Source organism: Gallibacterium genomosp. 1 (assembly GCF_000771875.1).
Classification (GTDB): Bacteria; Pseudomonadota; Gammaproteobacteria; order Enterobacterales; family Pasteurellaceae; genus Gallibacterium.
On the sequence record NZ_JPXX01000011.1, the window covers coordinates 1 to 26,180 of the forward strand.

General features: G+C 38.3%; 38 protein-coding genes. 34 read left to right on the forward strand and 4 right to left on the reverse strand.

The features are described 5' to 3' along the window. Nucleotides 1-357: 357 nt before the first annotated feature. Nucleotides 358-1,188, reverse strand: a complete 831-nt coding sequence (locus JP36_RS04140; protein ID WP_234702145.1) for an IclR family transcriptional regulator — start codon at nucleotides 1,186-1,188, stop codon at nucleotides 358-360. A gap of 92 nt (nucleotides 1,189-1,280) precedes the next feature. On the opposite strand from JP36_RS04140, the gene gabT reads away from it, so the two are divergent. From gabT to murA, 33 genes are all read left to right on the forward strand, one after another. Then, nucleotides 1,281-2,546, forward strand: a complete 1,266-nt coding sequence (gabT, locus tag JP36_RS04145) for a 4-aminobutyrate--2-oxoglutarate transaminase (protein ID WP_039172266.1) — start codon at nucleotides 1,281-1,283, stop codon at nucleotides 2,544-2,546. Nucleotides 2,547-2,570: 24 nt separating this feature from the next. Next, nucleotides 2,571-4,007: an NAD-dependent succinate-semialdehyde dehydrogenase gene (locus JP36_RS04150; RefSeq protein ID WP_039172270.1), complete on the forward strand. Its 1,437-nt coding sequence runs from the start codon at nucleotides 2,571-2,573 to the stop codon at nucleotides 4,005-4,007. Nucleotides 4,008-4,109: 102 nt separating this feature from the next. Continuing rightward, nucleotides 4,110-5,312, forward strand: coding sequence for an aromatic amino acid transport family protein (locus JP36_RS04155; RefSeq protein ID WP_039172272.1), 1,203 nt, complete (start codon nucleotides 4,110-4,112; stop codon nucleotides 5,310-5,312). Between the two features lie 377 nt (nucleotides 5,313-5,689). Next, nucleotides 5,690-6,001, forward strand: a complete 312-nt coding sequence (gene rpsJ, locus JP36_RS04160) for a 30S ribosomal protein S10 (protein WP_001181005.1) — start codon at nucleotides 5,690-5,692, stop codon at nucleotides 5,999-6,001. A 17-nt stretch (nucleotides 6,002-6,018) separates the two neighbouring features. Continuing rightward, complete coding sequence (gene rplC, locus JP36_RS04165) at nucleotides 6,019-6,648, forward strand: 50S ribosomal protein L3 (RefSeq protein ID WP_013745963.1); 630 nt, start codon at nucleotides 6,019-6,021, stop codon at nucleotides 6,646-6,648. Between the two features lie 15 nt (nucleotides 6,649-6,663). After that, nucleotides 6,664-7,269: a 50S ribosomal protein L4 gene (gene rplD / locus JP36_RS04170; protein ID WP_039154509.1), complete on the forward strand. Its 606-nt coding sequence runs from the start codon at nucleotides 6,664-6,666 to the stop codon at nucleotides 7,267-7,269. Further along, nucleotides 7,266-7,565 (forward strand): 50S ribosomal protein L23, encoded by a 300-nt coding sequence (gene rplW, locus JP36_RS04175; RefSeq protein WP_013745961.1) that lies wholly within the window; start codon nucleotides 7,266-7,268, stop codon nucleotides 7,563-7,565. The genes rplD and rplW overlap by 4 nt, the downstream gene beginning before the upstream one ends. 16 nt (nucleotides 7,566-7,581) lie before the next feature. After that, nucleotides 7,582-8,403 (forward strand): 50S ribosomal protein L2, encoded by an 822-nt coding sequence (gene rplB, locus JP36_RS04180; protein WP_018346240.1) that lies wholly within the window; start codon nucleotides 7,582-7,584, stop codon nucleotides 8,401-8,403. A gap of 26 nt (nucleotides 8,404-8,429) precedes the next feature. Continuing rightward, entirely contained in the window at nucleotides 8,430-8,705 is a 276-nt protein-coding gene (gene rpsS / locus JP36_RS04185; protein ID WP_013745959.1) for a 30S ribosomal protein S19, read from the forward strand. Between the two features lie 10 nt (nucleotides 8,706-8,715). Then, a complete protein-coding gene (gene rplV, locus JP36_RS04190) occupies nucleotides 8,716-9,048 on the forward strand; it encodes a 50S ribosomal protein L22 (RefSeq protein WP_013745958.1) in 333 nt (110 codons plus the stop codon). Nucleotides 9,049-9,065: 17 nt separating this feature from the next. After that, nucleotides 9,066-9,773 carry a 30S ribosomal protein S3 gene (gene rpsC, locus JP36_RS04195; RefSeq protein ID WP_013745957.1) on the forward strand — a complete coding sequence of 236 codons (708 nt, stop codon included), beginning with the start codon at nucleotides 9,066-9,068 and terminating at the stop codon, nucleotides 9,771-9,773. Between the two features lie 13 nt (nucleotides 9,774-9,786). Further along, complete coding sequence (gene rplP, locus JP36_RS04200) at nucleotides 9,787-10,197, forward strand: 50S ribosomal protein L16 (protein WP_013745956.1); 411 nt, start codon at nucleotides 9,787-9,789, stop codon at nucleotides 10,195-10,197. Further along, on the forward strand, nucleotides 10,197-10,388 hold the full coding sequence (gene rpmC / locus JP36_RS04205) for a 50S ribosomal protein L29 (RefSeq protein WP_013745955.1): 192 nt from the start codon (nucleotides 10,197-10,199) through the stop codon (nucleotides 10,386-10,388). Before rplP ends, rpmC begins: the two co-directional genes overlap by 1 nt. After that, nucleotides 10,388-10,642, forward strand: a complete 255-nt coding sequence (gene rpsQ / locus JP36_RS04210) for a 30S ribosomal protein S17 (protein ID WP_039137116.1) — start codon at nucleotides 10,388-10,390, stop codon at nucleotides 10,640-10,642. The genes rpmC and rpsQ overlap by 1 nt, the downstream gene beginning before the upstream one ends. A 270-nt stretch (nucleotides 10,643-10,912) precedes the next feature. Further along, nucleotides 10,913-11,284, forward strand: coding sequence for a 50S ribosomal protein L14 (gene rplN / locus JP36_RS04215; RefSeq protein WP_013745953.1), 372 nt, complete (start codon nucleotides 10,913-10,915; stop codon nucleotides 11,282-11,284). A 13-nt stretch (nucleotides 11,285-11,297) separates the two neighbouring features. Continuing rightward, nucleotides 11,298-11,621 carry a 50S ribosomal protein L24 gene (rplX, locus tag JP36_RS04220; RefSeq protein WP_013745952.1) on the forward strand — a complete coding sequence of 108 codons (324 nt, stop codon included), beginning with the start codon at nucleotides 11,298-11,300 and terminating at the stop codon, nucleotides 11,619-11,621. Between the two features lie 14 nt (nucleotides 11,622-11,635). Further along, nucleotides 11,636-12,175 (forward strand): 50S ribosomal protein L5, encoded by a 540-nt coding sequence (gene rplE / locus JP36_RS04225; protein ID WP_013745951.1) that lies wholly within the window; start codon nucleotides 11,636-11,638, stop codon nucleotides 12,173-12,175. 11 nt (nucleotides 12,176-12,186) lie between these two features. Next, nucleotides 12,187-12,492, forward strand: a complete 306-nt coding sequence (gene rpsN, locus JP36_RS04230) for a 30S ribosomal protein S14 (RefSeq protein ID WP_039137113.1) — start codon at nucleotides 12,187-12,189, stop codon at nucleotides 12,490-12,492. Nucleotides 12,493-12,530: 38 nt separating this feature from the next. Further along, nucleotides 12,531-12,923 (forward strand): 30S ribosomal protein S8, encoded by a 393-nt coding sequence (rpsH, locus tag JP36_RS04235; protein ID WP_039172273.1) that lies wholly within the window; start codon nucleotides 12,531-12,533, stop codon nucleotides 12,921-12,923. Between the two features lie 15 nt (nucleotides 12,924-12,938). Continuing rightward, complete coding sequence (gene rplF / locus JP36_RS04240; RefSeq protein ID WP_039172275.1) at nucleotides 12,939-13,472, forward strand: 50S ribosomal protein L6; 534 nt, start codon at nucleotides 12,939-12,941, stop codon at nucleotides 13,470-13,472. Between the two features lie 13 nt (nucleotides 13,473-13,485). Then, nucleotides 13,486-13,839: a 50S ribosomal protein L18 gene (gene rplR / locus JP36_RS04245; protein ID WP_013745947.1), complete on the forward strand. Its 354-nt coding sequence runs from the start codon at nucleotides 13,486-13,488 to the stop codon at nucleotides 13,837-13,839. Nucleotides 13,840-13,854: 15 nt separating this feature from the next. Continuing rightward, nucleotides 13,855-14,355 (forward strand): 30S ribosomal protein S5, encoded by a 501-nt coding sequence (gene rpsE, locus JP36_RS04250; RefSeq protein ID WP_013745946.1) that lies wholly within the window; start codon nucleotides 13,855-13,857, stop codon nucleotides 14,353-14,355. Between the two features lie 6 nt (nucleotides 14,356-14,361). Next, nucleotides 14,362-14,541, forward strand: coding sequence for a 50S ribosomal protein L30 (gene rpmD, locus JP36_RS04255; RefSeq protein ID WP_039172277.1), 180 nt, complete (start codon nucleotides 14,362-14,364; stop codon nucleotides 14,539-14,541). Nucleotides 14,542-14,544: 3 nt separating this feature from the next. Next, nucleotides 14,545-14,979, forward strand: coding sequence for a 50S ribosomal protein L15 (gene rplO / locus JP36_RS04260; protein WP_039172279.1), 435 nt, complete (start codon nucleotides 14,545-14,547; stop codon nucleotides 14,977-14,979). Nucleotides 14,980-14,986: 7 nt separating this feature from the next. Continuing rightward, nucleotides 14,987-16,312 carry a preprotein translocase subunit SecY gene (secY, locus tag JP36_RS04265; protein ID WP_013745943.1) on the forward strand — a complete coding sequence of 442 codons (1,326 nt, stop codon included), beginning with the start codon at nucleotides 14,987-14,989 and terminating at the stop codon, nucleotides 16,310-16,312. Nucleotides 16,313-16,343: 31 nt separating this feature from the next. Next, nucleotides 16,344-16,457 carry a 50S ribosomal protein L36 gene (rpmJ, locus tag JP36_RS04270; RefSeq protein ID WP_005548767.1) on the forward strand — a complete coding sequence of 38 codons (114 nt, stop codon included), beginning with the start codon at nucleotides 16,344-16,346 and terminating at the stop codon, nucleotides 16,455-16,457. 144 nt (nucleotides 16,458-16,601) lie between these two features. Next, nucleotides 16,602-16,958 (forward strand): 30S ribosomal protein S13, encoded by a 357-nt coding sequence (gene rpsM, locus JP36_RS04275; protein ID WP_013745942.1) that lies wholly within the window; start codon nucleotides 16,602-16,604, stop codon nucleotides 16,956-16,958. Nucleotides 16,959-16,973: 15 nt separating this feature from the next. Then, nucleotides 16,974-17,363 carry a 30S ribosomal protein S11 gene (gene rpsK / locus JP36_RS04280; RefSeq protein WP_012072238.1) on the forward strand — a complete coding sequence of 130 codons (390 nt, stop codon included), beginning with the start codon at nucleotides 16,974-16,976 and terminating at the stop codon, nucleotides 17,361-17,363. 28 nt (nucleotides 17,364-17,391) lie between these two features. Further along, entirely contained in the window at nucleotides 17,392-18,012 is a 621-nt protein-coding gene (rpsD, locus tag JP36_RS04285; protein ID WP_039137102.1) for a 30S ribosomal protein S4, read from the forward strand. A gap of 28 nt (nucleotides 18,013-18,040) precedes the next feature. Further along, a complete protein-coding gene (locus JP36_RS04290) occupies nucleotides 18,041-19,024 on the forward strand; it encodes a DNA-directed RNA polymerase subunit alpha (RefSeq protein WP_039137100.1) in 984 nt (327 codons plus the stop codon). A gap of 41 nt (nucleotides 19,025-19,065) precedes the next feature. Continuing rightward, nucleotides 19,066-19,455, forward strand: coding sequence for a 50S ribosomal protein L17 (gene rplQ / locus JP36_RS04295; protein ID WP_013745939.1), 390 nt, complete (start codon nucleotides 19,066-19,068; stop codon nucleotides 19,453-19,455). A 140-nt stretch (nucleotides 19,456-19,595) separates the two neighbouring features. Further along, complete coding sequence (locus JP36_RS04300; RefSeq protein ID WP_039172281.1) at nucleotides 19,596-20,642, forward strand: extracellular solute-binding protein; 1,047 nt, start codon at nucleotides 19,596-19,598, stop codon at nucleotides 20,640-20,642. Between the two features lie 87 nt (nucleotides 20,643-20,729). Then, nucleotides 20,730-21,995, forward strand: a complete 1,266-nt coding sequence (gene murA, locus JP36_RS04305; RefSeq protein WP_039172283.1) for a UDP-N-acetylglucosamine 1-carboxyvinyltransferase — start codon at nucleotides 20,730-20,732, stop codon at nucleotides 21,993-21,995. 33 nt (nucleotides 21,996-22,028) lie between these two features. On the opposite strand, the gene JP36_RS04310 is transcribed toward murA, so the two are convergent. The 3 genes from JP36_RS04310 to pgk all read right to left on the reverse strand — a co-directional run bounded on the left by JP36_RS04310 (nucleotide 22,029) and on the right by pgk (nucleotide 25,596). Then, nucleotides 22,029-23,201, reverse strand: coding sequence for a sugar efflux transporter (locus JP36_RS04310; RefSeq protein WP_039172285.1), 1,173 nt, complete (start codon nucleotides 23,199-23,201; stop codon nucleotides 22,029-22,031). Nucleotides 23,202-23,289: 88 nt separating this feature from the next. Further along, nucleotides 23,290-24,372: a class II fructose-bisphosphate aldolase gene (gene fbaA, locus JP36_RS04315; RefSeq protein ID WP_039172287.1), complete on the reverse strand. Its 1,083-nt coding sequence runs from the start codon at nucleotides 24,370-24,372 to the stop codon at nucleotides 23,290-23,292. Nucleotides 24,373-24,432: 60 nt separating this feature from the next. Further along, complete coding sequence (gene pgk / locus JP36_RS04320) at nucleotides 24,433-25,596, reverse strand: phosphoglycerate kinase (protein WP_039172289.1); 1,164 nt, start codon at nucleotides 25,594-25,596, stop codon at nucleotides 24,433-24,435. Nucleotides 25,597-25,827: 231 nt separating this feature from the next. On the opposite strand from pgk, the gene JP36_RS04325 reads away from it, so the two are divergent. After that, the gene (locus JP36_RS04325) at nucleotides 25,828-26,088 is read left to right on the forward strand and encodes a YfhL family 4Fe-4S dicluster ferredoxin (protein WP_039172292.1); all 261 of its coding nucleotides are present in this window, start codon (nucleotides 25,828-25,830) and stop codon (nucleotides 26,086-26,088) included. Nucleotides 26,089-26,180: the final 92 nt, after the last annotated feature.

Consider the following 26,180-nt stretch of genomic DNA (forward strand, 5'->3'; position numbering starts at 1 on the left):
AAATTAAAGGAAGGAACGCTAACCGAGAGGTTAGCGTTTTTTTTTTATGTTGTTTTACATTAAAGTGCTTGCTTTGAGAGAGGTGAAAGAATGAATTTACGGAAAGTTCTTTTATCTTGTTTTATTTTGGATTTCATAGAAAGTTTCTTCATAAATAGGATTGGTATAGATGTATTCTAAGTGATAAAATTTTGTTCAATAATGCATAAAACATTTTTGAGGGAGAAACTTACCGTGCATAATTGCTTGCAAACTCCTCGTAAAATTATGTTTATATTTTTTAAGTAAGAAGAGTGGAGAAAACCAATATGCTTATTCATTGTAATTAGCATACTATTTATTTTTATATAAAGAGAATTAATTAGATTGAATAAAAATAGTAGGTCTTAATTCTTCAGCTAATTGTTTTAATGCAGTTAATAATTGATCTACTACAGCTTGGTCTTGTGCTTCATACTCCAATAAACTTGCTGCCAGTCCAAATTTTGCTGTTCCAAATTTATTAGGTAAAGCAATACCATAGCAATACATCCCTTTTCTTAATTGCCCATTATCTATGGCATATCCTTGTTTTCTTATTTGGCTCATTTCTTGTTGAATTTGTTCAATACTGGTTACACCTGTATCAGTAAAAGGTGCGGGTAAATTTTCTAATAATGGTGCTAATTGTGCATCAGTAAATGTACTTAAAATTGCTTTTCCGGTCGCTGTAAATATTGCTGGGAAATGCATTCCTATTTTGAAAGTAATCCCCAAAGGTAAAGAACTATTTTTACAAGCAAGATAGATAACTTGATCTTGATTAAGTGTGGAGAGCGTTAATGTATAGGGTTCTAATTCAGGAAATTGTTTAATGGCTTGATAAAATTTATTGATCATATTCTGTTCTGCAACAAGGGCGTTTGCCCATTGAAGAATTTTCGTCCCCAACATAAATTGCTGATTTTCATTTTTTTGTACAACGCCATTATCTAACATTGTATGGAGAAGATTATGTACAGAACTTCTTGGCAAATTTAATAATTTACTCACTTCCGCAGCGGAGATCGGTTGTGTTTGTTCACTTAAAAAATTTAAAATTTGAATTGCTTTTTGTAGTGCCGGAACAAGGCTGTTTTTATTTTCTTTTTCCATTTTATTAACAAATTGTTGACTTTTTTTACGAGTTGTCGTTATTATCATATTCATAATATGAAATTATTATTCAGTATTCTGAATAATTATCATATAAAAGGGCAAAAAAAGCAAATTTATTCTAATAGACAGACAGGAGTGTTGAAATGAACGACTTAATTACTCGAATGAGAGATGCAATTCCAAATGGTGCCAGCGTAATGTGCGATTGGTTTGTAGATTCTGCATCCAATGCAATTATCAAAACAACAGATGGAAGAGAAATGATAGATTTTTATGGTGGTATAGGTGTATTAAATATTGGTCACTGTCATCCAAAAGTTATGGCGGCAGTACGTGCACAATTAGATCATTTTTCACACACTTCATTCCAAATCGTTCCTTATACTAGCTATATTGAACTTGCAGAACGCATTAATGCGTTAGTTCCCATTGATGGAAAAGTGAAAAGCCAGTTCTTCTCTACTGGTGCGGAAGCCGTTGAAAATGCAGTGAAAGTAGCAAGAGCCTACACAAAACGTAATGGTGTTATTGCTTTTGGTGGCGCATTCCACGGTCGTACTTTATTAACATTGGCTTTAACCGGTAAAGTTAATCCATATCAAGCAGATTTTGGTGCTATGCCTGCCGGTATTTATCACGCACTTTATCCATCAAAAACACAAAATATTAGTGTTGATGATGCGATTAAAAGTATTAAACGTATTTTTAAAAGTGATATTGCACCGACAGATGTAGCTGCAATTATTCTTGAACCAGTTCAAGGCGAAGGTGGTTTCAATGTATGTCCTCCGGAATTTATGCGTAAAGTTCGTGAAATCTGTGATGAACACGGCATTGTTATGATTGCAGATGAAGTTCAATCAGGATTTGCAAGAAGCGGTAAACTCTTTGCAATGGAACATTTTGATGTAAAACCGGATGTAATAACTATGGCGAAAAGTTTAGCCGGTGGTTTTGTGCTTAGTGGCATTGCAGGTAAAGCTGAAATTCTTGATGCGGCTCGTCGAGGTGGTTTAGGCGGTACTTATGCAGGTAACCCTTTAGGTGTTACTGCGGCTTTAGCTGTATTAGATGTTATTAAAGAAGAAAAAATTTTAGAACGCTCTCAATTATTAGGTGATCGCCTTCGTAAGTTCCTTGCTGATCTTAATGCCCCTGAAGTTACTGATATTCGCGGTCTTGGTTCAATGATTGCGGTTGAATTTGGTGATGATGAAAATCCAAATAGTGCATTTGCAAGCAAAGTACAAAAAATTGCAATGGAAAATAACTTGGTACTTCTTACTTGTGGTGTTCATGGTAATGTGATTCGGTTCCTTTACCCAATTACTATTGAAGATGAATTATTTGATCGAGCATTATTAATTCTCAAAAATGCGATTGAACAAGCTAGAAAAGAACTTGCTTAATCACTGTCTATAAAGGAGAAAAAGATGAAATCACTTCAAGCATTGTTACAACATAAGGATGTGAGTTTTACTCAGCAGCCAGATTGGATTGAAGTTACTAATCCTGCAAATGGTGATGTATTAGCATATGTGAAGAAAACTTCAGTTGATCAGGTTAATGAGCTGATTGAGAAAGCTTCTATTGCCCAGAAAAAATGGGCCGCAAAAACAGCATTGGAACGAGCTGATATTCTTTGGCAATGGTATTACTTAGTAAAACAAAACAAAGAAGATTTGGCACAAATTATGACAATGGAACAAGGTAAGAGTTTAACTGAATCGCGCGGGGAAATTGATTATGCTGCTTCCTTTATTCGTTGGTTTGCAGAAGAAGCACGCCGTATTGATGGTGATATTTTAACAAGTACGAAAGTATCACAAAAATTATTGGTGATTAAACAACCTATCGGAGTGACTGCGGCGATTACGCCTTGGAATTTTCCGGCTGCGATGATTACTCGTAAAGCGGCACCAGCATTAGCAGTAGGCTGTGCGATGTTGGTTAAACCGGCTAGCCAAACACCATTAAGTGCTTATGCTCAGGCTTTATTGGCTTATCAGGCGGGTGTGCCGGAAGATCTATTTGTAATTGTAAATGGTAATGCCAGTGATATTAGCAATGCATTTGCTAATAATTCGATCGTGAGAAAAATCAGTTTTACCGGTTCAACTGAAGTGGGATCAAAAATCTTTAGTAGCAGTGCGAAAGATATTAAGAAATTAAGCCTTGAACTTGGTGGAAATGCACCATTTATCGTGTTTGATGATGCTAATTTGGATAAAGCCGTTGATGGTTTAATTGCAAGTAAATTTAGAAATAGTGGGCAAACCTGTGTATGTACTAACCGTACTTATGTTCAAGCTGGTGTTTACGATGAATTTTGTCATCGTTTAGTGGCTAAAGTAGCTGAACTTAAATTAGGTAACGGTTTGGAAGAGGGTGTTAATCAAGGTCCTCTCATTGACGCTAAAGCTGTAAGAAAAGTAGAAGAACATATTGCTGATGCTGTATCAAAAGGTGCAGTTTGCCTTATTGGAGGTAAGCGTAGTGAATTAGGTTTTAGTTTTTTTGAGCCGACAGTGTTGTCAAATGTGACTCAGCAGATGGTTGTTGCCAAGGAAGAAACTTTTGGTCCGCTTTGCCCTGTTTTTAAATTTACTGATGAAAAAGAAGTGATTTCTTATGCTAATGATACCGAATTTGGTTTGGCTAGTTACTTGTATACACAAGATACTACAAGACAATGGCGAGTATCCGAAGCATTGGAATACGGTATGGTTGGTATTAATACTGGCTTAATCAGTAATGAAGTTGCGCCATTTGGTGGCGTAAAAGCGAGCGGTATTGGGCGCGAAGGTAGTAAATACGGAGCAGACGAGTATCTTGAGTTGAAATATCTATGCGTTGATTTAAGTGAATAATCATAAAAATTGAGGCGTGTTTTTCTTACTATTATTTTATGCAAACACAACATTTTTATTAAAACACGCCTTTAATTTATCTTTATATACAGGAGGCAAGCTATGTCTAATGGCTTAAAAACGGCAAAAATTACCTTTGCCGAAGGGATAGCTATGATTGTAGGTACCAACATCGGTGCCGGCATTTTATCGGTTTCATATGCTGCACGTAAAGCAGGTTATATGCCATTACTCTTTTGGTTGATTGTCGTTGGCATCATTACTACTATCACAATGTTGTATGTAGCCGAAGCAACATTACGAACCCAACAGCACGAGCAGTTAACCGGATTAGCACACCGTTATATTGGTAAAATGGGAGCGTGTTTAATGTTTGCCTCAGTAATGATTAATGCGCTTGGTGCGTTAATTGCTTACATGAATGGTAGCGGCGATTTATTGCACTCATTATTCGGCATTAATAAAAAATTAGGTAGTATTATTTTCTTTATACCGGCGACCTTAATTTTATATCTTGGCTTAAAAGCTTTGGGGCGAAGTGAAAAAGTTATTACTTCATTAATGGTATTAATGTTGGTTGTGCTTATTGGTGCAACATTCGCATTCCCAACTACTGATTTTAGTCGAATTTTTGACGGCAGCTGGCATTATATGATTCCGGTATTTAATTTAGTTGTGTTTATTTATTGTGCACAATATATTGTTCCAGAAATGGCGCGAGGTTTAGCGCACAAACCACAGTTGCTTCCTCGAGCAATTATTACTGGGATGTTTATTACTTTCGTTTTAATTGCTTTGGTACCGTTATCTGTCATTTCTCTTAATGGATTAGAAAATATTAGCCAGGTTGCGACAATTAGCTGGGGAGAAGCATTGGGAAGTTGGGCATTTTTTATGGCGAACGGCTTTGCTTTATTTGCGATGTTAACCTCTTATTGGGGAATTGGCGGTAGCTTCTTAACTAATATTGCGGATCGTTTTGATCTTCCTGTGGATAGTAATCGCTTGGTTCGTACCGGTGTAGTTGCGTTGGTTGCAGTACCACCGCTGTGGTTGGCTTATAGTGGAATGGTTGGTTTTGTGGATGCGCTCTATTTTGCTGGCGTATTCAGTGGAGTGGTATTGAGTATTGTGCCTTATCTTATTGTTAAAGGCGCAAGAAAATCTGGTAATAAAGAACCAGAATGGCAATGCCCGAAAGTACTCACTTCGCCTGTTATCTATATCACTATTTTCATTATGTATAGCGCCAGTGCAGTGTATGCAGTGCTAGCTAAGTTGTCACTATTGCCGGCAGGCTGGTGATTTAGTACACATAAACATTGCGATACAGATAAGAGATATATAAAGCCGGTAAAGAAAACTGGCTTTATTTTTTATAGGCAAACTTCCTTTTTAATTTTTTCTATCAGTAATCTATACAAATGGACGATTACTCAGATTGGTGCAGAAAAATAACACAAAAAATCCTTGCTATTTTATTAATGTCGTATAAAATACACAGGCTTTTTTAAGCCATTTGATGTAATCATTTATCAAATGATGGCAATAATTTTTGTCATAACAAAATGTTTCCGATTGGGAAACTAAAATAGGTTAGTCGCACTTCTTTCCATTATGCAGTTGGAACTTGAGGTGTGAATTTTTTATTAATTATTTTTTGAAAATGGAGCTCTGGTCTCATGCAGAACCAAAGAATCCGTATCCGCTTAAAAGCATTTGATCATCGTTTAATTGATCAATCTACAGCGGAAATCGTAGAAACGGCAAAACGTACAGGTGCTCAAGTTCGTGGTCCAATTCCACTACCAACCCGTAAAGAACGTTTCACAGTATTGATTTCTCCACACGTAAATAAAGATGCGCGTGATCAATATGAAATCCGTACTCATAAACGTTTGGTTGATATCGTTGAGCCTACTGAAAAAACTGTTGACGCTTTAATGCGTTTGGATCTGGCTGCCGGTGTTGATGTGCAGATCAGCCTAGGTTAATTTAAGAGGTTATTACAATGATTGGTTTAATCGGTCGTAAAGTTGGTATGACTCGTATCTTCAATGAAGACGGCGTGTCTATCCCAGTTACTGTTATCGAAATCGAAGCCAACCGCGTTACTCAAGTGAAAACCCTTGAAACAGATGGCTACTGTGCAGTTCAAGTTACAACTGGCTCAAAAAAAGCAAGTCACGTAACTAAACCTGAAGCAGGTCATTTTGTTAAAGCAGGTGTTGAGGCAGGTCGCGGTTTATGGGAATTCCGTGTGGCTGAAGGTGAAGAATTCACTTTAGGTCAAGAAATTAATGTTGATATCTTCGCAGACGTGAAGAAAGTTGACGTTACTGGTACTTCAAAAGGTAAAGGTTATGCCGGTACAGTAAAACGTTGGAACTTCCGTACTCAAGATGCTACACACGGTAACTCTTTGTCTCACCGTGTTCCAGGATCAATTGGTCAAAACCAAACTCCGGGTCGCGTATTCAAAGGTAAAAAAATGTCTGGTCACTTAGGGAATGAACGAGTAACCGTTCAATCTTTAGAAGTGGTTCGTGTTGATGCTGAACGTAAATTACTATTAGTTAAAGGCGCTGTTCCTGGTGCAACTGGTGGTGATTTAATCGTTAAACCAGCAGTGAAAGCATAAGTCTAGGAGATAGGAATGGAATTAGTAACTAAAGATGCACAAAGTGCATTAACTGTTTCTGAAACTACCTTCGGACGTGAGTTTAACGAAGCGTTGGTTCACCAAGTTGTTGTTGCTTATGCAGCAGGTGCTCGCCAAGGTTCTCGTGCACAAAAATCTCGTGCTGAAGTGTCTGGTTCAGGTAAAAAACCATGGCGTCAAAAAGGAACAGGTCGTGCCCGTTCCGGTGACATTAAAAGCCCAATTTGGCGTTCTGGTGGTGTAACTTTCGCAGCTAAACCACAAGATCACAGCCAAAAAGTGAACAAAAAAATGTATCGCGGTGCAATCAAGAGCATTCTTTCTGAATTAGTTCGTCAAGATCGTTTAGTTGTTGTCGAAAAATTCGAAGTTGAAGCACCAAAAACTAAAGTTTTAGTTCAAAAATTAAAACAAATGGCACTTGATGATGTATTAATCATCACAGCAAATGTAGATGAAAATCTATATTTAGCTGCACGTAATTTATATAAAGTAGATGTACGTGATGTTCAAGGTATCGATCCAGTCAGCCTAATTGCTTTTGAAAAAGTAGTTATGACTGTAGATGCAGTTAAGCAAATTGAGGAGATGTTAGCATGAGTCAAGAGCGTTTGCTAAAAGTGCTTAAAGCACCACATATCTCTGAGAAAGCAACAAATAATACTGAGAAGTCAAACACTATCGTTTTCAAAGTTGCATTAGATGCAAATAAAGCAGAGATTGCTCAAGCAGTAGCAGAATTATTTGAAGTGAAAGTGGATTCTGTACGTACAGTGGTAGTAAAAGGTAAAACTAAACGCCACGGTGCAAGAATCGGACGTCGCAGTGACTGGAAAAAAGCTTATGTAACACTTGCTGAAGGTCAAAGCTTAGACCTTGTAGAAAGTGCAGAGTAATCAGAGGAGATAATCAATGGCTATCGTTAAATGTAAGCCGACCTCCGCTGGTCGTCGTCACGTTGTAAAAGTTGTCAATCCTGAATTATATAAGGGTAAACCTTATGCACCACTTTTAGAAAAAAATGCTAAAACTGGTGGTCGTAACAATTTAGGTCGTATTACTACTCGCCATATCGGTGGTGGTCATAAACAACATTACCGTTTAATTGATTTCAAACGTAACAAGTTAGATATCCCAGCGGTGGTAGAGCGTTTAGAATATGATCCAAATCGTTCTGCTAATATTGCATTAGTATTATATAAAGACGGTGAACGTCGTTATATTTTAGCGCCTAAAGGATTGTCTGTTGGAGATCAAATCCAAGCAGGTGCAACAGCAGCAATCAAAGTTGGTAATTCATTACCAATGCGTAGTATTCCGGTTGGTACAACTGTACACAACGTGGAATTAAAACCAGGTAAAGGCGGTCAAATTGCCCGTTCTGCAGGAGCATATGTACAAATCATTGCTCGCGAAGGCAATTATGTAACACTTCGTCTTCGTTCTGGTGAAATGCGTAAAGTATTAGCTGAGTGTCACGCAACCATTGGTGAAGTAGGCAACTCTGAACATATGTTACGCGTATTAGGTAAAGCAGGTGCTAACCGTTGGAGAGGTATTCGTCCAACTGTTCGTGGTACTGCAATGAACCCAGTAGATCACCCACACGGTGGTGGTGAGGGTCGTAACTTTGGTAAACACCCAGTAACTCCTTGGGGCGTCCAAACTAAAGGTAAGAAGACTCGCCATAACAAACGTACTGATAAATATATCGTACGTCGTCGTGGTAAATAATATTAATTAAGTAAAGAGGATAAGCCATGCCACGTTCTCTCAAGAAGGGTCCTTTCCTTGACCTACACTTGTTGAAGAAGGTAGAGAAAGCGGTGGAAAGCGGGGATAAAAAACCAATTAAAACTTGGTCCCGTCGTTCAATGATCATCCCAAGTATGATTGGTTTGACCATCGCAGTCCATAATGGTCGTCAGCACGTTCCTGTTTATGTTACTGATGAAATGATCGGTCATAAATTAGGTGAATTTGCACCGACTCGTACTTACCGCGGTCATGCCGCAGATAAGAAAGCTAAGAAGTAAGGGGTAAAGGATGGAAACTATTGCAAAACATCGTTTCGCTCGCACCTCAGCACAAAAAGCTCGCTTAGTTGCTGATTTAATTCGCGGTAAAAAAGTAGCACAAGCATTAGAAATTCTTACATACACTAATAAGAAAGCAGCAGCTTTAGTGAAGAAAGTGCTTGAGTCAGCTATCGCAAATGCAGAGCACAATGACGGTGCAGATATCGATGATCTTAAAGTCGCGAAAATCTTCGTTGATGAAGGTCCTAGCATGAAACGCGTAATGCCACGTGCTAAAGGTCGCGCAGATCGTATTTTAAAACGTACTAGCCACATTACTGTGGTAGTGTCAGATCGTTAATCAGTAGGAGAATAGCAATGGGTCAAAAAGTTCATCCACATGGTATTCGCCTAGGTATTGTAAAACCTTGGTCATCTACTTGGTATGCGAATACACAAGATTTCGCCGATAATTTAGACGGCGACTTTAAAGTACGTAAATTTTTAACTAAAGAGTTAGCGAATGCATCTGTTTCACGTATCACTATTGAACGTCCAGCAAAAAGTATTCGTGTAACTATTCATACTGCTCGCCCAGGTATCGTTATCGGTAAGAAAGGTGAGGATGTTGAAAAATTACGCAATGCAGTTGCAGCTATTGCAGGTGTTCCAGCGCAAATCAATATTGCGGAAGTTAAAAAACCTGAATTAGATGCAAAATTAGTTGCGGAGAGCATTGCCTCTCAATTAGAACGCCGTGTAATGTTCCGCCGTGCAATGAAACGCGCTGTACAAAATGCAATGCGTTTAGGAGCAAAAGGTATCAAAGTTGAAGTTAGTGGTCGTTTAGGCGGTGCGGAAATCGCTCGTTCTGAATGGTATCGTGAAGGTCGTGTACCATTGCATACTTTGCGTGCGGATATCGATTACAATACTGCTGAAGCTAATACTACTTATGGCGTTATCGGCGTCAAAGTATGGATCTTCAAAGGTGAGATTCTTGGTGGAATGGCTGCAGTTATGCAATCAGAACAACAACAACCTGCGGATAAGCCTAAAAAAGCTCCGCGTAAAGGTCGTAAGTAAGGAGATTCGCTAAATGTTGCAACCAAAACGTACTAAATTCCGTAAAATCCACAAAGGTCGTAACCGTGGTATTGCGGCAGGTACTGATGTAAGTTTCGGTACCTTTGGTTTGAAAGCAATTGGACGTGGTCGTTTAACTGCTCGCCAAATCGAGGCAGCTCGTCGTGCGATGACTCGTGCGGTTAAACGTCAAGGTAAAATCTGGATTCGTGTTTTCCCAGATAAACCAATTACTGAAAAACCATTAGAAGTCCGTATGGGTAAAGGTAAAGGTAACGTTGAGTACTGGGTAGCCTTAATCCAACCGGGTAAAGTTCTATATGAAATGGATGGTGTGTCTGAAGAGATCGCAAGAGAAGCTTTTGCATTAGCGGCGGCTAAATTGCCTATTAAGACCACTTTCGTAACTAAGACGGTGATGTAATGAAAGCTCAAGAACTACGTACAAAAAGTGTTGAAGAGCTGAATGCTGAATTGGTTAACTTGTTAGGTGAGCAATTCAAGTTGCGTATGCAAGCAGCCACCGGTCAGCTTCAACAAACTCATCAGTTAAAACAAGTGCGTCGTCAAATTGCAGTTGTTAAGACTATTCTAACTGAGAAGGCGGGTGAGTAATGACTGATAAAATTCGTACAGTACAAGGTAAAGTAATTAGTGATAAGATGGAAAAATCTTTTACTATCGCTATTGAGCGTATGGTTAAACATCCAATTTATGGTAAGTTTATCCGTCGCACTACTAAACTCCACGTACACGATGAAAACAACGAAGCAAAAGTTGGTGATATTGTAGAGATTCGTGAATGTCGTCCAATCTCTAAAACAAAATCTTGGACTTTAGTTCGTGTTGTTGAAAAAGCAGTAAGCTAATTTATTGCTGTTAAATTAAAAAATAAAATGATTTAAGCCCTTAGTATCTTAAGGGCTTTTTTATTTTTTGATGTAAAAGTTGTTTAAGTTAACATAAGCAAAATAAATTGGTTGAGTTATTTTACAAAGTATTTTTTGTTATTAAATAGTGTGATTTAGGTTGCTTTTTGTCTGTCCGTTGTGCTAGAATCCGCAACCTATCCGCCCTATGGGTGAGATAGAGGTAAATTCGTCCCGAAAGGGTTTTTTTAATTTTAGCGGAGTACTAACATGATCCAAGAACAGACTATGCTAGACGTTGCTGATAATTCAGGCGCTCGTAGCGTAATGTGTATCAAGGTTCTAGGTGGCTCACACCGTCGTTATGCTGCTGTTGGTGATATCATCAAAGTTACTGTGAAAGAAGCAATTCCACGCGGTAAGGTGAAAAAAGGTGATGTGCTTAAAGCAGTTGTTGTGCGCACCAAGAAGGGTGTTCGTCGCCCAGACGGGTCAGTTATTCGCTTCGATGGTAATGCTTGCGTTATTTTAAACAATAATAGTGAGCAACCAATCGGTACACGTATTTTCGGACCGGTAACTCGTGAACTTCGCTCTGAGAAGTTTATGAAGATTATCTCTTTAGCTCCAGAAGTACTGTAAGGAGAAGTGAGAAATGGCTGCAAAAATCCGTCAAAATGATGAAGTGATTATGATCACTGGTAGCGTTGCCAAAGGTAAAGGCAAACGCGGTAAAGTAACAAAGGTATTACCTAACGGTAAAGTTATCGTTGAAGGTTTAAATATGATTGCTAAACACGAAAAACCAGTTCCTGCATTAGGAAAACAAGGTGGTATCGTGCGTAAAGAAGCACCAATTGATGTTTCTAACGTAGCAATTTTCAATCCTTCTACAAATAAGGCTGACCGAGTAGGTTTCAGATTTGAAGATGGCAAAAAGGTTCGTTTCTTCAAATCTACTGGTGAAACAATTAAATAAACTGGAGTAATGCGATGGCGAAACTGCATGATTACTACAGAGATCAAGTAGTAAACGAATTAAAAGCAAAATTCGGCTACAAATCTGTCATGCAAGTCCCACGAATCGAGAAGATAACCCTAAATATGGGTGTGGGTGAAGCATTGACCGACAAAAAATTGTTAGATAACGCAGTAGCAGATCTAACGGCAATTAGCGGTCAAAAACCTTTAATCACTAAAGCTCGCAAATCTGTTGCTGGCTTTAAGATTCGTCAGGGATATCCGATCGGTTGTAAAGTAACCCTACGCGGTGAGCGTATGTGGGAATTCTTTGAACGATTAATTTCTATTGCTGTTCCACGTATCCGTGACTTCCGCGGTTTAAATGCGAAGTCTTTCGATGGTCGTGGTAATTACAGCATGGGTGTGCGTGAACAAATCATCTTCCCTGAAATCGATTATGATAAAGTGGATCGTGTACGTGGTTTAGATATTACTATCACCACTACAGCGAAAACAGATGAAGAAGGTCAAGCACTACTTGCTGCCTTTGACTTCCCATTCCGTAAATAAGGCAGGTTACAATGGCAAAACAATCAATGAAAGCACGTGATGCAAAACGTGTTGAATTAGCTGAAAAATACTACGCTAAACGTCAAGAATTAAAGAAAATCATCTCTGATGCTAATTCTTCTGATGAAGAGCGTTGGAATGCAGTGTTAAAGTTACAAACTTTACCACGCGATTCAAGCCCAATTCGTCAACGTAACCGTTGCCGTCAGACAGGTCGTCCACACGGTGTGTTACGTAAGTTTGGTTTAAGCCGTATTAAGGTTCGTGAAGCTGCAATGCGCGGTGAAATTCCAGGCCTTAGAAAAGCGAGTTGGTAATATACCACTTTATTTTGGAATCATGGGAGTAAATACACATGAGCATGCAAGATCCAATCGCAGATATGTTGACCCGTATTCGTAACGGTCAAGCTGCAAATAAGGTAGCGATCAACATGCCTTCATCCAAGCTAAAAGTGGCAATTGCCGACGTTCTAGCTAAAGAAGGTTATATTGAGAGCTTCAAAGTTGTTGAAGGTGTTAAACCTGAATTGGAAATTACTTTAAAATATTTCCAAGGAACACCAGTTGTAGAAAGTATTCAGCGTGTAAGCCGTCCAGGTTTACGTATTTATAAACGTAAAGATGAATTACCAAAGGTTCTTGGTGGTTTAGGTATTGCTGTTGTTTCTACATCTAAAGGTGTAATGACCGATCGAGCTGCGCGTCAAGCAGGCTTGGGCGGTGAAATTATTTGTTACGTAGCTTAATAGAGAGGTAGGAAGATGTCTCGTGTCGCAAAAACACCTGTTAATATTCCTGCCGGCGTAGAGATAAAACTCGACGGACAGCTATTAACAGTTAAAGGTAAGAATGGCGAGTTAACTCGCGAAATTAACAAAGCAGTTGAAGTAACTATTGAAAATAACGCATTACATTTTTCTCCACGTGTAGAAATTGATGGATCTAATGCACAATCTGGTACAGCCAGAGCATTAGTAAATGCAATGGTTATTGGTGTTACAGAAGGATTTACTAAGAAATTACAATTAGTTGGTGTTGGTTATAGAGCACAACTTAAAGGTAATGTATTAGCGTTGAACTTGGGTTATTCTCATCCAATTGAACACACATTACCGGCAGGTATTTTAGCAGAATGTCCTTCTCAAACAGAAATTGTTTTAAAAGGCGCAGATAAGCAATTAATCGGGCAGGTTGCTGCAGATATTCGTGCTTACCGCCGTCCTGAACCTTATAAAGGTAAAGGGGTACGTTACGCTGATGAAGTGGTACGTACTAAAGAGGCTAAGAAGAAATAAGTAGGGTAACACTATGGATAAAAAATTGGCTCGTATTCGTCGTGCAACCCGTGCGCGTCGTATGATTAAAGAGCAAGGTGCAACACGTTTGGTAGTACATCGTACTCCACGTCATATTTATGCTCAAGTAATTGCACCTAACGGTTCAGAAGTGCTTGCTACAGCTTCTACTCTTGAGAAGGCGATTCGTGAGCAAGTTAAATATACCGGAAATAAAGAAGCGGCAGCTGTAGTTGGTAAATTAGTTGCTGAACGTGCTTTGGAAAAAGGTATTAAAGAAGTTGCTTTTGACCGTTCTGGTTTTAAATATCATGGCCGTGTGCAGTCGTTGGCAGACGCTGCTCGTGAAGCTGGTCTACAGTTCTAATAGAGGTAATTTGAGATGGCAAACATCGAAAAACAAGCTGGTGAACTGCAAGAGAAGCTAATCGCGGTAAACCGTGTATCTAAAACAGTAAAAGGTGGTCGTATTATGAGCTTTACTGCTTTAACAGTAGTAGGTGATGGAAACGGTCGCGTTGGTTTTGGTTACGGTAAAGCTCGTGAAGTTCCGGCAGCAATCCAAAAAGCGATGGAAAAAGCACGTCGCAATATGATTAATGTGGCTTTGAATGAAGGTACACTACAACACCCTATCAAAGGGGCTCATACTGGTTCTCGCGTATTTATGCAACCAGCAAGCGAAGGTACAGGTATCATCGCAGGTGGTGCAATGCGTGCAGTATTGGAAGTTGCAGGTATTCGTAACGTATTGTCAAAAGCATACGGTTCGACAAACCCAATCAATGTGGTTCGTGCTACGATTGATGCATTAGCTAATATGAAATCACCAGAAATGGTTGCGGCTAAACGTGGTAAAACCGTTGATGAAATCTTGGGGTAATTGATCATGACAAAAACTATTAAAGTAACACAAACTCGTAGTTCAATTGGTCGTTTACCAAAACATAAAGCTACTTTACGTGGTTTAGGTCTTCGTCATCTTAACCACACTGTTGAATTAGTTGATACTGCAGCAGTACGAGGTATGATCAATCAAGTATCATACATGGTTAAAGTGGAGGAGTAATAAATGCGTTTAAATACTCTATCTCCGGCTGAAGGTGCTAAACACAGTGCTAAACGTCTTGGGCGTGGTATTGGTTCTGGTTTAGGTAAAACTGGTGGTCGTGGACATAAAGGTCAAAAATCACGCACTGGCGGTAGTGTAAGACGTGGATTTGAAGGTGGTCAAATGCCTTTATACCGTCGTCTACCTAAATTTGGTTTCACTTCAGTGAAAGCAGCAGTTACTGCTGAAGTTCGTTTAAGTGATTTAGCAAAAGTTTCTGGAAATGAAATTACTTTAGAAACTCTCAAAGATGCAAAAGTTATTTCATCAGATATTCAATTTGTAAAAATCATTCTTTCAGGTGAAGTCAAGTCTGGCGTAGTTATTCGTGGATTACGCGTAACTAAAGGTGCTAAAGCAGCAATTGAAGCTGCTGGTGGTTCAATCGAGGAATAATTAACAGATGGCTAAACAACCGGGGTATCAAAATAGAAGTACTCAGAGCGGTACGAGTGAATTAAAGCGGCGCTTACTATTTGTTTTGGGAGCGTTAATTGTTTTCCGTATTGGTTCTTTCATCCCGGTTCCTGGCATTGACTCTGCTGTATTGGCACAAGTTATTGAACAACAAAAAGGCACAATCGTAGATATGTTTAATATGTTCTCCGGTGGTGCCTTAAGCCGTGCATCAGTATTTGCTTTAGGGATCATGCCTTATATTTCGGCATCGATCATTATTCAGCTATTGACGTCTGTTTATCCTGCATTAGCAGAATTGAAGAAAGAAGGTGAAGCTGGTCGCCGGAAAATCAGTAAATATACTCGTTATTCTACATTAGCGTTAGCAACAATTCAGGCAATAGGTATTTCAACAGGATTACCTAATATGCTCCCTGGATTAGTACCTAATTTAGGATTTGGGTTTTATTTTACTGCTGTAATTAGTTTAGTAACTGGAACAATGTTCTTAATGTGGTTAGGTGAACAAATTACAGAAAGAGGGGTCGGAAACGGTATTTCTTTAATTATCTTTGCTGGGATTGTTGCGGGATTACCATCAGCAATTGCGCATACAATTGAACAAGCGCGTCAAGGTCAGATGCATCTGTTGGTTCTCTTATTGATTGCTGTTGTTGTATTTGCAGTAACTTATTTTGTTGTATTTGTAGAACGTGGGCAAAGAAGACTAGTTGTTAATTATGCTAAGCGGCAACAAGGGCGCCATATGTTAGCAGCACAAAGTTCTCATTTGCCACTTAAAGTGAATATGGCAGGTGTTATCCCAGCTATCTTTGCTTCGAGTATTATTTTATTCCCAGCTACAATTACACAATGGTTTGGTCAAGGACAAGGGTTGGACTGGTTAAATGACTTATCAATGTTATTACATCCTGGACAGCCTTTATATTTGATTTTATATGCAGTTGCGATCATATTTTTTAGCTTCTTCTATTCTGCAATGCAATATAATCCAAGAGATACAGCAGATAATTTGAAAAAATCTGGTGCATTTTTGCCAGGGATTAGACCGGGGGAACAAACATCACGTTATATTGATAAGATAATGACTCGTTTAGCTTTGATCGGCGGTCTTTATGTTACTTTTGTGTGTTTAGTTCCGTATATTATGACATCAGCTTGGAATGTTCAGTTTTACTTCGGTGGAACATCCCTATTGATTGTTGTAGTAGTAATTATGGATTTCATCGCTCAGGTTCAAAGTCATTTGATGTCAAGTCAATATGAATCGGTGTTGAAAAAAGCAAACCTTAAAGGGTCAAGACAATAAAATTGTCTTTAATTTAGAAAAAGGATAAGCAATGAAAGTTCGTGCGTCCGTAAAGAAATTATGTCGTAACTGTAAGATTGTTAAACGTGAAGGCGTAGTTCGTGTGCTTTGCAGCGATCCTAAACATAAACAACGTCAAGGTTAATTTGATATATTTTTCTTGAAAAGAATCGGTTGAGTGGGTATACTGCTCAACTCTTTTGTATAGTGTATTGGTATGTTGTTTGAGTATCCTGAAACGGGCTTTTCAGATCAACATACCAGATTAGTTAAATAATAGGAGTGCATAGTGGCCCGTATTGCAGGCATTAACATTCCTGATCATAAGCACGCTGTAATTGCTTTAACAGCAATCTATGGTATCGGTAAAACCCGTGCTCAACATATTTGTGATGCAGTGGGTATTGCAGGAAGCGTTAAGATCAGCGAATTGTCTGAAGAGCAGATTGATAAACTGCGTGACGAAGTTGGTAAATTTACTGTTGAAGGTGATTTACGCCGTGAGGTAACACTAAACATCAAACGTCTTTTAGACTTAGGATGTTACCGTGGTTTACGTCATCGTCGTAGCTTACCGGTACGTGGTCAACGTACTAAAACTAACGCGCGTACCCGTAAGGGACCACGCAAACCGATCAAGAAATAATCGGGGTAAATGATAATGGCTAAAACACCAGTTCGTGCGCGTAAGCGTGTAAAAAAACAAGTTGTAGATGGCGTGGCTCATATTCATGCTTCTTTCAACAATACTATTGTTACAATCACTGATCGCCAAGGAAACGCCCTAGCTTGGGCTACTGCAGGTGGATCAGGTTTCCGAGGTTCTCGTAAATCTACTCCGTTTGCGGCACAGGTTGCTGCAGAACGTTGTGCCGAAATGGTTAAAGAATTCGGCTTAAAGAACTTGGAAGTTATGGTAAAGGGACCTGGTCCTGGTCGTGAGTCAACAATCCGCGCATTAAATGCTGCAGGATTTCGCATCACTAATATTACTGATGTGACTCCGATTCCTCATAACGGTTGTCGTCCACCGAAAAAACGTCGTGTATAAGACGTATTAGGATAGTTGGAGAAAGAAAATGGCAAGATATTTGGGGCCTAAGCTCAAACTAAGCCGTCGTGAGGGCACAGACTTATTTTTGAAGTCTGGTGTTCGTGCGATTGAGTCTAAATGTAAGATTGATACTGCACCAGGTCAACACGGTGCACGTAAGCCACGTTTATCTGACTATGGTAGTCAATTACGTGAGAAACAAAAAGTTCGTCGTATGTACGGAATTTTAGAACGTCAGTTCCGTAACTATTACAAAGAAGCTAACCGTTTGAAAGGTAACACTGGGGAAAACTTATTAGTGTTATTAGAAGGACGTTTAGATAATGTTGTGTATCGTATGGGATTTGCAGCAACACGTGCAGAAGCTCGTCAATTAGTTAGCCATAAGGCTATTATTGTTAATGGACGTGTAGTAAATATTCCTTCTTTCCAGGTTTCTGTTGATGATATTATTGCAGTACGTGAAAAATCTAAAAAGCAAGCACGTATTAAAGCGTCATTAGAATTAGCAGAACAAAAAGAAAAACCAACTTGGTTAGAAGTCGATGCTGCTAAAATGGAAGGTGTTTTCAAACGTATTCCGGAACGTTCTGATTTATCAGCAGACATTAACGAACATCTGATCGTTGAGCTTTATTCTAAATAATAGAGCTTAACAGCAAAGAGAGGATAAAATGCAGGGTTCTGTTACAGAATTTTTAAAGCCACACTTAGTTGATATTGAGCAAATTAGCCCTACTCACGCTAAAGTGACCTTGGAGCCGTTAGAACGAGGCTTTGGCCACACATTAGGTAATGCTTTACGTCGCATTCTTTTGTCATCTATGCCAGGTTGTGCAGTGACTGAAGTAGAGATTGACGGTGTATTGCATGAATACAGTAGTAAAGAAGGGGTTCAAGAAGATATTCTTGAAGTTCTTTTAAACTTAAAAGGTCTAGCGGTTAAAGTGCAGAATAAAGATGACGTATTTCTGACACTGTCAAAATCTGGAATTGGCCCTGTTGTTGCCGCAGATATCACTCATGATGGTGATGTTGAAATCGTTAATCCAGATCATATCATTTGTCATTTGACAGATGAAAATGCCTCTATTAATATGCGCATTCGTGTGCAGCGTGGCAGAGGATACGTTCCTGCGTCTTCGCGCTCACATGATGAAGAACGTCCTATTGGTCGTTTGTTGGTAGATGCATGCTATAGTCCTGTTGATCGTATTGCTTATAATGTTGAAGCAGCACGTGTTGAACAGCGTACTGACTTAGATAAGTTAGTTATTGAGATGGAAACTAATGGAACATTAGATCCAGAAGAGGCGATTCGTCGTGCAGCAACTATTTTAGCAGAACAGCTTGATGCATTCGTTGATTTGCGTGATGTTCGTCAACCAGAAGTCAAAGAAGAAAAACCGGAATTTGATCCGATTCTACTTCGTCCAGTAGATGACTTAGAGTTGACAGTTCGTTCTGCTAACTGTTTGAAAGCAGAAACAATTCACTATATCGGTGATTTAGTTCAACGTACAGAAGTTGAGTTACTTAAAACTCCTAATCTTGGTAAGAAATCTCTTACTGAAATTAAGGATGTATTAGCTTCACGTGGACTATCACTAGGTATGCGCCTTGAGAATTGGCCACCAGCAAGTATTGCTGAAGACTAGTTTGGTCATAGGTTAAAGATTTTTCTGAGAAGGATAAGGTCATGCGCCATCGTAAGAGTGGTCGTCAACTAAACCGTAATAGCAGTCATCGCCAAGCGATGTTTCGTAATATGGCAAGTTCTTTGGTTAGTCATGAGATTATCAAGACTACATTGCCAAAAGCAAAAGAATTACGTCGTGTAGTTGAGCCGTTAATTACTTTAGCTAAAGTAGACAGCGTTGCAAACCGCCGTTTAGCTTTCGCTCGTGTTCGCGACAACGCAGTTGTTGCAAAACTATTTAATGAATTAGGTCCACGTTTTGCCCAACGTGCGGGTGGTTACACTCGTATTTTAAAATGTGGATTCCGCCCAGGTGATAATGCGCCAATGGCGTATATTGAGTTAGTAGATCGCCAAGTTGCTGAAGAAGCGGCTGTAGCGGCAGAATAATTCAGTTTAGATTTATTAAAAAAAACTGCATCTTTTAGATGCAGTTTTTTTATATCTGGTTTTATTGTTTCCATTGATTAATTCTGAAATTTATTTAATCATATTCCATAACACCACTCAGGCTTTGGAGAACCTAAAAATTGAAATTTTTATCTTTTTCTAAGTTATTGAAAACAATCTTAATTTCCTTTCTTATTTTCTTTAGCTCTTCGATATTTGCAGAGAAGCTTTATATTTATAACTGGACAGAATACATTCCTAATTCTCTATTACAGGAGTTTACTAAAGAGACAGGTATTGAGGTTGTCTATTCGACTTTTGAGAGTAATGAAGAAATGTACTCGAAGATGAAATTAACTAATGGTGGAGGGTATGATCTCATCTTTCCATCTAGTTATTACATTGGGAAAATGGCCAAAGAGGGTATGTTAGCAAAATTGGATAAGTCAAAATTAGTTAATTTTGCACAAATAACATCAAGCCTATTGAATAAAAATTTTGATCCGGAAAATCAATATTCATTACCCTATGTTTATGGCTTAACGGGAATTGGCATAAATAGTGCTGAGGTTGATCCGAAATCAGTTACAAGTTGGGCTGATTTATGGGATCCAAAATACAAAGGGAAAATCTTATTAACGGCAGATTCTAGAGAAGTTTTTCATATTGCTTTGTTATTGAAGGGATTTTCACCAAATACAAAGGAAAATAAAGAAATTGAATCAGCTTATCGTTTGTTGCAGAAATTAATGCCAAATGTACAATCGTTTAATTCTGATTCTCCTGATGTGCCTTATGTACAAGGAGAGGTCTCATTGGGAATGATTTGGAATGGATCAGCTTTTCGTGCACATAAGGAAAATCCTGATATTCAATTTATTTATCCACAAGAAGGCGTCATTATTTGGATGGATAATTATGCTATTCCTAAAAATGCGGAACATAAAGAGGCAGCCTATAAGTTTATTGATTTTATGTTACGCCCAGAAAGTGCTAAAGAGGTTATTGAGACAATGGGGTTTTCTATGCCTAATGAGGGCGTAAAAGTATTATTGAATCCTGTAGATGCTAATGATATAACACTATTTCCTCCTCAGGATCAGATAGAAAAAGGTGTTTTACAGGAGGATGTTGGAGATGCAATCGATATTTACGAAAAGTATTGGCATCTTTTGAAAACTAATTAGTCACTGGTTCAGCAATTATAGATAGAAATGTATATAATTGTAGCTCATATTATCGATTATATTTTTTATTTATAGATAGGATTTATTATGGAAAAGTTTCGTGTACACGGGCGATCTTGTCTGAAAGGTTCGGTGAAAATTTCGGGTGCTAAAAATGCAGCATTACCTATTTTATTTGCTTCTATTTTAGCGGAAGAACCTATAACTTTGCATAATGTACCAAGGCTACGTGATATAGAAACTACTTTACAGATTTTGCGTAAATTAGGTATTAAAGCTGATTGGTGTGGTGAGCAGACTATTTGTATTGATGCGAGTAATGTGGACAATTTTGTTGCTCCATATGAGCTTGTTAAAACGATGAGGGCATCTATTTGGGCATTAGCACCATTAACGGCACGTTTTAATCAGGGGCAAGTGTCTTTACCGGGTGGTTGTTCTATTGGAGCAAGACCAGTTGATCTCCATATTTCTGGATTAGAAAAATTGGGTGCGAAAATTTTACTTGAAGATGGTTATGTAAAATCGTTTGTTCCTTCTCGTTTACAAGGGGCGAGAATTGTTATTGATAAAGTCAGTGTCGGAGCAACAATTTCGATTATGACTGCAGCTGTCTTAGCAAAAGGAAAAACGGTAATTGAAAATGCTGCTCGGGAACCAGAAATTGTCGATACTGCTGAATTTTTGAATAAGATGGGTGCTAATATTCAAGGTGCTGGTACCGATATGATTACTATTGAAGGAGTAGAGCGTCTTGCCGGTGGTGAACATACGGTAATACCTGATCGTATTGAAACCGGAACATTTTTGGTGGCAGCAGCAGTATCTGGAGGTCGAGTTGAGTGTCTGGGAGCAAGAGCGGATACTTTAGAAGTAGTCATTGAAAAATTACGTGAAGCTGGGGCTCAAGTTGATGTTACGGAAAACAGCATTACGTTGGATATCTTAGGGCAGCGTCCTAAAGCAGTCAATATTAGAACAGCTCCACATCCGGGATTCCCAACTGATATGCAAGCTCAATTTACCTTACTAAATATGGTGGCGAATGGAACAGGGATTATTACAGAAACGATTTTTGAAAATCGTTTTATGCATATTCCAGAGTTGATTCGGATGGGAGCTAAAGCTGAAATAGAAGGGAATACAGTAATATGTCACGGTGTGGATCATTTATCTGGTGCCGAAGTAATGGCGACAGATTTGCGTGCATCGGCAAGTTTAGTGATTGCAGGTTGTATTGCACAGGGCGAAACCATTATTGATCGAATTTATCATATTGATCGCGGTTATGAACATATTGAAGAAAAACTAAGAGCGTTAGGGGCAAGAATAGAACGATTTGTGGATAAATAAGGATTATGAGGTTGCAATAGCAACCTCTTTTTTTTAAGCATTTCGTACTTTATATAAACAGAACAAAGCGATGAAAATGAACCCTGAACAGACATAAAATGTATCGTAATAACTATAAAATCCGCCAATAGTACCTGCCAATGGACCACCTAAAATCCAACTACTTTTAGCACTGTTAGTAAATAATGTTGTTGCTGTACCGAGTTTTGTTGGCATTAAATCTTGAAAATATGCCATTCCTATTGTAGCAACAATGCCGATTAATCCGGCGTTTAAGCATTGTAATAACAATAATCCCCGGTCGGAAGTGACAACTAAAAGTGATGGATAAAAAATTACACCGCATAAAATAGCTATCATCATTAAATGTTTTTTATCAATATATTTATTCATCCATCCTGCAAGCAACATAATTGGAATTTCTAACCCGGCAGCAGTTCCCATTAAAATTCCTGCTAAATTTTCAGGTAAGTGTAATTGATTGGTAATGTAAAGTGGCATATTAATTAAATACATACTATTACAGCTAAAAATAATAACTAACACTGCAGAAAGGTAAATGATATCGGTTCGATTCTCTGGAGATGCTTCAATGTTTGTTGGCATAGTAATATTTTTTTCTTTGTGGCGAATTTTGGGCAGAAAAAAGCGTCCACAACAAGCACTTAATAAAAATACTGTGGCACCAATTAAAAATAAAAAAGTGAAACCTGTATTAATTGCTAGCCAAAAAGCGAGAGGAGGCCCGATAATCCAAGCGAGAGAAATTTGTGCACGCATTATTGTCATAAACATAATTGCTTGTCGTTGTTTGCGGTTGGCGTATTCACGGGCAAAGGCGAAAATTTGTGGATTAGAGGCAGAACCTAATCCAAAAAGTGTTACTGCTAATGTAAGCAACACCCAATAATTACGACTGAATGCAAAAATAACATATCCGACGGTAGCCATTAAACTGCAACCAAAAATAAGCAAACGCCTATCTTTTATGCGATCTGAAAAATAGCCAATAATTTGCCCAAGAATAATACTGATAAAAGCATTTACTGCAAAAAAACAGCCTACAGCAAAAGGGGAGACTTGCACCTCTTTTGTTAAAAATAAGCTCATTACTGGCAATTGAAATGCTGATCCAATACCAGTTAAAAATGCTATTAATAAAAAGGTAAATGTAATTCGCTTTAATGTTGCTTTTGAGTGATTCATATGTATAACAAAAAATGCCCCTGAAAATCAGGGGCAAAATTTAAGTTGAGGAATATATATAACGTTATTATTTTTATAGCTTATACACTTATAGTACGTCGCGGCAATTTAAGTCATCAAATGCTTGTTCTAAACGTTTTGACATTGACTCTTCGCCTTTACGTAACCAAACACGTGGATCATAGAATTTTTTGTTCGGTGCATCAGGACCTTCAGGGTTACCTAATTGACCTTGTAAATAAGCTTCATTTTTCTTGTAATATTCTAAAATACCGTGCCAAGTTGCCCATTGAGTATCTGTGTCGATATTCATTTTAACTACGCCGTAAGAAACTGCTTCTTGAATTTCAGCGTGGCTTGAACCTGAACCACCGTGGAATACATAAGAAACTGGCTTATCTGTGCTTAAACCGTGTTTAGCTTTGATATAGTCCTGACCTTTTTTCAAGATGACCGGAGTTAATTTTACATTACCTGGTTTATATACACCGTGTACATTACCGAATGCCGCTGCAATAGTAAAACGAGAGCTGATTTTTGATAATTCAGTGTAAACCAGGTCAATTTCTTCTGGTTTAGAATAAAGATCCATAGGATCACGATCAGAGTTGTCAACACCGTCTTCTTCTCCACCGGTAATACCAAGTTCCATTTCAAGGGTCATTCCGATTTTGTCCATACGGGTAAGATATTTTTTGCAGATTTCGATATTTTCTTCTAATGGTTCTTCTGAAAGGTCTAACATATGAGAAGAGAATAAAGGTTTTCCTGTTTCAGCAAAATGTTTTTCACCAGCTTCAAGCAATCCATCAATCCACGGAAGTAATTTTTTCGCTGCGTGGTCGGTATGTAGAATAACAGGAACACCATAATGTTCAGCTAATGCGTGAACGTGTTTTGCACCGGCGATAGCACCAAGCACATCAGCACGTTGTCCTTCAGCTAATTTGATACCTTTACCAGCATAGAATGAAGCACCACCGTTGGAGAATTGAATAATTACCGGTGCTTTAACACGAGCAGCAGTTTCTAATACAGCGTTTATAGAATCAGAGTTAACACAGTTTACTGCTGGGATAGCAAAGTTATTTTCTTTGGCGAAAGCAAAGACTTTTTGTACTTCATCACCAGTTAATACACCAGGTTTTACGAAATCAAAAATTTTAGACATAGTATTTTCCTATTTTTAGTGAAGAAGAAAGGGGATATCCCCCCTTCTAAAAAACGATAATTAACCTTTTGCTCTTTGTTCAAGAATTTCTACAGCCGGTAATACTTTACCTTCAACAAATTCAAGGAAAGCACCACCACCAGTGGAAATATAAGAGATTTGATCGGCAATATTGAACATATCAATCGCTGCCAAAGTATCACCACCACCCGCAATGGAAAAGGCATCACTTTCGGCAATAGCACGTGCTACGATTTCAGTTCCTTTACGGAAGTTAGGAAATTCAAATACACCTACAGGACCATTCCAAAGGATAGTTTTTGCATTACGAATGATTTCTGCAAGTTGTTGTGCGGATTCATCACCTAAATCCATAATTTCTTCATCATCTTGTACTTCTGTTGCTGGTTTTACAGTCGCAGTTGCAGTTTCAGAGAATTCTTTACCAACGCGAACATCAGTAGCAACAGGGATATTGCAGCTTGCCATTAAGCGTTGTGCTTCAGGGATTAAATCTTTTTCGTAAAGTGATAACCCGACATTATTACCTTGTGCTGCGATAAAGGTGTTAGAAATACCACCACCGACAACAAGCTGATCTGCGATTTTTGAAAGAGAATCTAACACAGTTAATTTAGTTGAAACTTTAGAACCACCAACAATTGCTACCATTGGGCGTTGTGGATTTTTCAAAGCTTTACCTAAAGCATCCAATTCATTGGAAAGTAACGGACCGGCACAAGCAACAGGGGCGAATTTTGCAACACCGTGAGTAGAGGCCTGTGCACGATGTGCGGTGCCGAAAGCATCCATTACAAATACATCACAGAGTGCTGCATATTTTTGTGCTAAATCGTCAGCATCTTTCTTTTCACCTTTGTTGAAGCGTACATTTTCTAATACAACCAATTCATTTGGAGCAACTTCAACACCATCAAGATAATCTTTTGCCAAACGAACAGGAACATCTAAAAGATTGTTCAAATAGTCAACAACTGGTTGTAATGAAAATTCAGCATTGTATTCACCTTCGGTAGGACGACCAAAGTGAGAAGTTACCATTACTTTCGCACCTTGTTCCAATGCTAATTTAATTGTTGGTAATGATGCTTTAATACGTGCATCAGAGGTGATTTTGCCATCTTTAACAGGAACATTTAAATCCGCACGGATAAGAACACGTTTACCTGCAAGATCGAGATCGGTCATTTTAATTACTGACATTTTAAGCCCTCTTATAAAGTTAAATAGGAGTGATTTCTGAATTCAAATAGTGCGATTATTATAACAGCTCATTGTGATAAAAGTGTGGGTTAGATCAAAATTATTTGAGTAATATTTGATTTATTTTTATGAATAAAATAAATCGCTTAAAAAGCGGTTATAAAAATATAGATGAACGGTGTACAATAACTAATTTTTGAACGAAAGTGAAAGGGGGAATTTGTCAAACTTATGGCATTACTAATTACGGATAAATGTACAAATTGCGATATGTGTGAACCGGAGTGCCCGAACAATGCAATTTCTGTTGGTGAAGAGATTTATGTGATTGATCCGGCGCTATGTACAGAATGTGTAGGGCATTATGAAACACCAACCTGCCAAAAAGTCTGCCCAATCAATAGTTGTATTATTTCTGATCCTGATCATAGAGAATCTCAAGATGAATTGTGGGAGCGATTTGTCCTTATCCATCACGCTGAGAAGCTCTAATTTATAAAAATTCTAAAAAAAAACTAATTTTTTAAATAAATTCTAATTAAATTATCTCAAATACAATAATGTTTTTGCTAAATTTGTTATTT

Excerpts from the sequence above, each read along its gene's own strand:
- JP36_RS04140 (WP_234702145.1), bottom strand. The coding sequence starts at position 1,188 with ATGAATATGATAATAACGACAACTCGTAAAAAAAGTCAACAATTTGTT.
- gabT (WP_039172266.1), top strand. The coding sequence starts at position 1,281 with ATGAACGACTTAATTACTCGAATGAGAGATGCAATTCCAAATGGTGCC.
- JP36_RS04150 (WP_039172270.1), top strand. The coding sequence starts at position 2,571 with ATGAAATCACTTCAAGCATTGTTACAACATAAGGATGTGAGTTTTACT.
- JP36_RS04155 (WP_039172272.1), top strand. The coding sequence starts at position 4,110 with ATGTCTAATGGCTTAAAAACGGCAAAAATTACCTTTGCCGAAGGGATA.
- rpsJ (WP_001181005.1), top strand. The coding sequence starts at position 5,690 with ATGCAGAACCAAAGAATCCGTATCCGCTTAAAAGCATTTGATCATCGT.
- rplC (WP_013745963.1), top strand. The coding sequence starts at position 6,019 with ATGATTGGTTTAATCGGTCGTAAAGTTGGTATGACTCGTATCTTCAAT.
- rplD (WP_039154509.1), top strand. The coding sequence starts at position 6,664 with ATGGAATTAGTAACTAAAGATGCACAAAGTGCATTAACTGTTTCTGAA.
- rplW (WP_013745961.1), top strand. The coding sequence starts at position 7,266 with ATGAGTCAAGAGCGTTTGCTAAAAGTGCTTAAAGCACCACATATCTCT.
- rplB (WP_018346240.1), top strand. The coding sequence starts at position 7,582 with ATGGCTATCGTTAAATGTAAGCCGACCTCCGCTGGTCGTCGTCACGTT.
- rpsS (WP_013745959.1), top strand. The coding sequence starts at position 8,430 with ATGCCACGTTCTCTCAAGAAGGGTCCTTTCCTTGACCTACACTTGTTG.
- rplV (WP_013745958.1), top strand. The coding sequence starts at position 8,716 with ATGGAAACTATTGCAAAACATCGTTTCGCTCGCACCTCAGCACAAAAA.
- rpsC (WP_013745957.1), top strand. The coding sequence starts at position 9,066 with ATGGGTCAAAAAGTTCATCCACATGGTATTCGCCTAGGTATTGTAAAA.
- rplP (WP_013745956.1), top strand. The coding sequence starts at position 9,787 with ATGTTGCAACCAAAACGTACTAAATTCCGTAAAATCCACAAAGGTCGT.
- rpmC (WP_013745955.1), top strand. The coding sequence starts at position 10,197 with ATGAAAGCTCAAGAACTACGTACAAAAAGTGTTGAAGAGCTGAATGCT.
- rpsQ (WP_039137116.1), top strand. The coding sequence starts at position 10,388 with ATGACTGATAAAATTCGTACAGTACAAGGTAAAGTAATTAGTGATAAG.
- rplN (WP_013745953.1), top strand. The coding sequence starts at position 10,913 with ATGATCCAAGAACAGACTATGCTAGACGTTGCTGATAATTCAGGCGCT.
- rplX (WP_013745952.1), top strand. The coding sequence starts at position 11,298 with ATGGCTGCAAAAATCCGTCAAAATGATGAAGTGATTATGATCACTGGT.
- rplE (WP_013745951.1), top strand. The coding sequence starts at position 11,636 with ATGGCGAAACTGCATGATTACTACAGAGATCAAGTAGTAAACGAATTA.
- rpsN (WP_039137113.1), top strand. The coding sequence starts at position 12,187 with ATGGCAAAACAATCAATGAAAGCACGTGATGCAAAACGTGTTGAATTA.
- rpsH (WP_039172273.1), top strand. The coding sequence starts at position 12,531 with ATGAGCATGCAAGATCCAATCGCAGATATGTTGACCCGTATTCGTAAC.
- rplF (WP_039172275.1), top strand. The coding sequence starts at position 12,939 with ATGTCTCGTGTCGCAAAAACACCTGTTAATATTCCTGCCGGCGTAGAG.
- rplR (WP_013745947.1), top strand. The coding sequence starts at position 13,486 with ATGGATAAAAAATTGGCTCGTATTCGTCGTGCAACCCGTGCGCGTCGT.
- rpsE (WP_013745946.1), top strand. The coding sequence starts at position 13,855 with ATGGCAAACATCGAAAAACAAGCTGGTGAACTGCAAGAGAAGCTAATC.
- rpmD (WP_039172277.1), top strand. The coding sequence starts at position 14,362 with ATGACAAAAACTATTAAAGTAACACAAACTCGTAGTTCAATTGGTCGT.
- rplO (WP_039172279.1), top strand. The coding sequence starts at position 14,545 with ATGCGTTTAAATACTCTATCTCCGGCTGAAGGTGCTAAACACAGTGCT.
- secY (WP_013745943.1), top strand. The coding sequence starts at position 14,987 with ATGGCTAAACAACCGGGGTATCAAAATAGAAGTACTCAGAGCGGTACG.
- rpmJ (WP_005548767.1), top strand. The coding sequence starts at position 16,344 with ATGAAAGTTCGTGCGTCCGTAAAGAAATTATGTCGTAACTGTAAGATT.
- rpsK (WP_012072238.1), top strand. The coding sequence starts at position 16,974 with ATGGCTAAAACACCAGTTCGTGCGCGTAAGCGTGTAAAAAAACAAGTT.
- rpsD (WP_039137102.1), top strand. The coding sequence starts at position 17,392 with ATGGCAAGATATTTGGGGCCTAAGCTCAAACTAAGCCGTCGTGAGGGC.
- JP36_RS04290 (WP_039137100.1), top strand. The coding sequence starts at position 18,041 with ATGCAGGGTTCTGTTACAGAATTTTTAAAGCCACACTTAGTTGATATT.
- rplQ (WP_013745939.1), top strand. The coding sequence starts at position 19,066 with ATGCGCCATCGTAAGAGTGGTCGTCAACTAAACCGTAATAGCAGTCAT.
- murA (WP_039172283.1), top strand. The coding sequence starts at position 20,730 with ATGGAAAAGTTTCGTGTACACGGGCGATCTTGTCTGAAAGGTTCGGTG.
- JP36_RS04310 (WP_039172285.1), bottom strand. The coding sequence starts at position 23,201 with ATGAATCACTCAAAAGCAACATTAAAGCGAATTACATTTACCTTTTTA.
- fbaA (WP_039172287.1), bottom strand. The coding sequence starts at position 24,372 with ATGTCTAAAATTTTTGATTTCGTAAAACCTGGTGTATTAACTGGTGAT.
- pgk (WP_039172289.1), bottom strand. The coding sequence starts at position 25,596 with ATGTCAGTAATTAAAATGACCGATCTCGATCTTGCAGGTAAACGTGTT.
- JP36_RS04325 (WP_039172292.1), top strand. The coding sequence starts at position 25,828 with ATGGCATTACTAATTACGGATAAATGTACAAATTGCGATATGTGTGAA.